The 3835-nt window shown below is 65.6% G+C and carries 1 protein-coding gene; it reads right to left on the reverse strand.

Features of this window, described 5'->3' with window-relative positions; all coding sequences use genetic code 11:
* Window positions 1–3835: condensation domain-containing protein (locus tag ACWDTP_RS37825; protein WP_450028338.1), on the reverse strand; the 3835-nt coding region annotated here is incomplete at both ends.

The raw sequence follows: 3835 nt of genomic DNA on the forward strand, positions 1-3835 counted from the left end.
CCCGACCCGGCGCCCAGGTGTCCACCACATCAGCCGGGCACGGCTCAGCGGCCACCATCAACGCCGCTGATTCCAGCCCTTCCGAGGACAACGTGCCGACCGCGGAAGGAGTCTGGCTCAAGACACTCACCTCTTGCCCGACCAGCAGAGCGTGCAACTCCTGCGGGGAACGCGTCACCGACTCAGGAACCACCACCAGACGGCCGCCGTGCAACAATGCGCCCCAGATCTCCCACACCGAATAATCGAAGGCCAGTGATGAACACGCCGTCCACACCTGATCCGGGCCTATCTGCACACCCACATCGAGACCATCGAAGAGCCGCGTCACATTCTGATGAGTGACCGCAACACCTTTCGGAGTGCCCGTCGTCCCTGAGGTATAGATGATGTGAGCAACATCCCCAGGCATCGGTCCCGGCAACGGGCCGGCGGGCTGAGCCGATATCCGCGGATCCGCCATGTCCACCACCGGAATGTCGTAGGCGTGCAGCCGCTCGGTCAACCCTTGGGCGCTGACGGCCGCGACCGGGCCCGCATCGGCCACCATAAACTCGATCCGCGCATCCGGCACCGCCGGATCCATCGGCAGATACCCCGCACCCGACTTCAATATCCCCAGAATTGTGACGATCGCGTCCGCGGACCGGTTCAACAACAGAGCCACCGACTCACCGGCTCGCGCCCCTTCATCGATAAGCAAGTGCGCCAACCGATTCGACGCCTCATCCAACTCTCGATACGTCCACGACCGACCCTCGAAACTCACTGCGACGGCCGACGGGGTACGCGCCACCTGCGCCGCGAACAACTCCGGGATCGACCGCTCAACCACACACTCGGCCAGCACACCCCGACGACCCAACCCATCAAGTTGCATACACTCGGCGGCATCGAGCATCTGCACCGACGACAACGAACGCGACGGGTCCGCAGTTATCGCCACCAACACCCGCTCCAACCGCGCGATCAGTGCCTGGACACTCACCGCATCAAACACATCCGTACGGAACTCCACCGTTCCCGAGATGCCTGCCGGCTCGCCGACATCGTCGAACTGTTCGGCCAGCGCGAACACCAGATCGGAACGAGCAGTCTGGGTTTCGGCTTCCAGGGGGACCACCTGGACATCCCCCAATGAAAGCCCCGCAACGGGACCCTTACTGTTCCAGGGCAGGTTCTGCCAGGTCAGCAGGACCTGTACCAGCGGGTGGTGGGTCAGGCTGCGGGCCGGGTTGAGCCGCTCCACCAATACCTCGAACGGCACATCCTGATGCTCGAACGCCGCCAGGCTGCGCGCCCGCACCTGCTCCACCACCTCGCCGACGGCGGGATCACCAGACAGATCCACCCGCAACACCAAGGTATTGACGAAAAACCCCACCAACTCATCGAGCGCCGGATCACCCCGCCCGGCGGTCGCGATCCCCACGGCCACATCGTCACTGGCGCTCAACGCAGACAGCAATACCGCCAAAGCGGCCTGCACCACCATGAAACTGGTCGCATTGTGCTCACGAGCCACCCGAGCCACCCACTGCTGCAACTCCGCAGACCAATCCACCGAAACAGTCCCGCCACGGTAATCGGCCACCGCCGGATACGGCCGATCCGTCGGCAACTCCAACCGCTCCGGCAACCCGGCCAACGCCTGCTCCCAGTACGCCACCTGATCGGCGATCACACTATCCGGATCGGATACCGATCCCAGCCACTCCTGTTGCCACAACGTGTAATCGGCGTATTGCGCAAACAGCGCCGTCCAGCCGGGGGCCTGACCCGCGCACCGGGCGGCATATGCCACCCCCAGATCACGCACCAACGGGGCGATCGACCAACCGTCGGCCGCGATGTGATGCACCACCGCCACCAGCACATGCTCATCCACACCCACCCGGAAAACCGTGGCCCGTAACGGAATCTCGGCCGCCAGATCGAAGCTGTGCCGCGCCACCGCCGCGACGGCGTCCTCCAGCCGGGCCGCCGGCCAACCACGGGCATCCACTACCTGCCAGTCGAGATCGACCTGTCCGGCCTCCACCACCACCTGTCGCGGAACCCCCGCCGTCGCGGGAAACACCGTGCGCAAACTCTCATGCCGATCCACCGCGTCGGCCAGCGCCTGACCGAGCGCATCGGCATCGAGATGCCCGTCCAACCGCAACGCCACTGCCATGTTGTAGACCGGTGACGGCCCCTGCAACTGCTCCAGGAACCACAGCCGGTGCTGCGCATAGGACAATGGGACGACCTCGGGACGCGGTTGCGGGGCCAGCGCAGGCCGGGCGGCCTCACCGAGGTTGTGGTCCAGATATTCGGCGAGCCCGCCGACGGTAGGCGCGTTGAACAGATACCGCACCGGAACATCGCGGCCCAGTGCCGACTGCAGCCGGGAACACACCCGGATGGCGATCAACGAGTCGCCGCCCATCGCGAAGAAGTCATCGTCAAGACCGACCCGGCCGAGGCCGAGCACTTCGGTGAACGCCTCGGCAACCGTCTTCTCGGTCAGAGTCTGAGGTGCCCGGAAAGCCGTCGCGGCGAATGTGGGCTCTGGCAGAGCTTTACGGTCGATCTTCCCCGAGGTGGTGAGCGGTAGCTCATCGAGCACCACGATCTGGGTCGGCACCAGGTATTCGGGTAACCGCTCGGCAAGCCATTGCCGCACCGCGCCGACCTTCGCATTGGTCTGGGGGTCGTTGGCGTGGCCACCGCACCCGCAGGCGTCGACGGGGGCCAGGTACAGATCGGTCAACGCGGAATCCGGTTCGTGACCGGTCGACGCGAGGAAGACCGCATCGATGGTGCCGGGCTGGGTTCCCCAGGTGACCACCGCCCGATATCCGGCCGCCTCACCGAGTGCGTACACCTGCTCGGGCGTGACGCCGGTATCGGATGCGTGGTCGGTGAGGGCGAGCACTTCCCCGAGCGGGAGCCCGGCGGCCAGCGATTGCTCGATGGTGACGTCGGCGATCACCCCGGTCCGGGGAATCCCGCTGACGCGCATCAGTTCCGGTCGCTGCGACGACAGTTCGGCATACAGTCCGCTCAGACCCGCACACTCGTTCCACGCCCAAACCGGCACCCCCGCCAACGAGCGCACCGGGGTCGGGACCTTGTGGATGATGACGTCATAGCGGTAGCGGGTCAGCTCATTGTCCGATGAACCCCGTTTGACCTGTATGTCCACCCCACCCACCGACGGGTGATCGGACGACCAGGTGCCGAAAAACTCCGGGGCCAACAGTAATTCGTGTTCTCCGAGAAGCGCATGCTGCACCCGTTGGTGGATCTCGCCGGCATCCGCGCCGCTGCCGCTGCGCTGCAACGCGATTCCGGTTTGGAATGCACCCTGCAGGCTGTGGTTGCGCACATCGCCGAGGAACAGTCGGCCGCCGGGGGCCAGCAGCTCCATGGCCCGGTCGATGACCTCGGCAAGGTACTCCGCGCTGGGGAAGTACTGGATCACCGAGTTGGCGATGACGGTGTCGAAGTACGCCTGCGGCAACCCGTCGGTGATGTGCGCGGGCTGATCGTGCAGACGGACCCGGCCGCCCCAGGGTTCTTCGGCCACTGCGCGACGCAGCTTGGCGACCGTCGGCGCCGAAAAGTCCGTCGCCCAATACTCCTCGCAGGTCGGGGCGACCTGCGACAGGATGAGCCCAGAACCCACACCGATCTCCAGTACCCGACGCGGGTGCAGGGACAGGATCCGGTTCACCGCGGCCGAACGCCACTCCCGCATCTGATCCAGCGGGATCGGTTCCCCGGTGTAGCTGCTGTTCCATCCCCGGAAGTCGCTGCCGAACCCGGACTCGTAGAGCCCGGCGTCATA

It is taken from the genome of Mycobacterium sp. NPDC003449 (genome assembly GCF_053588415.1).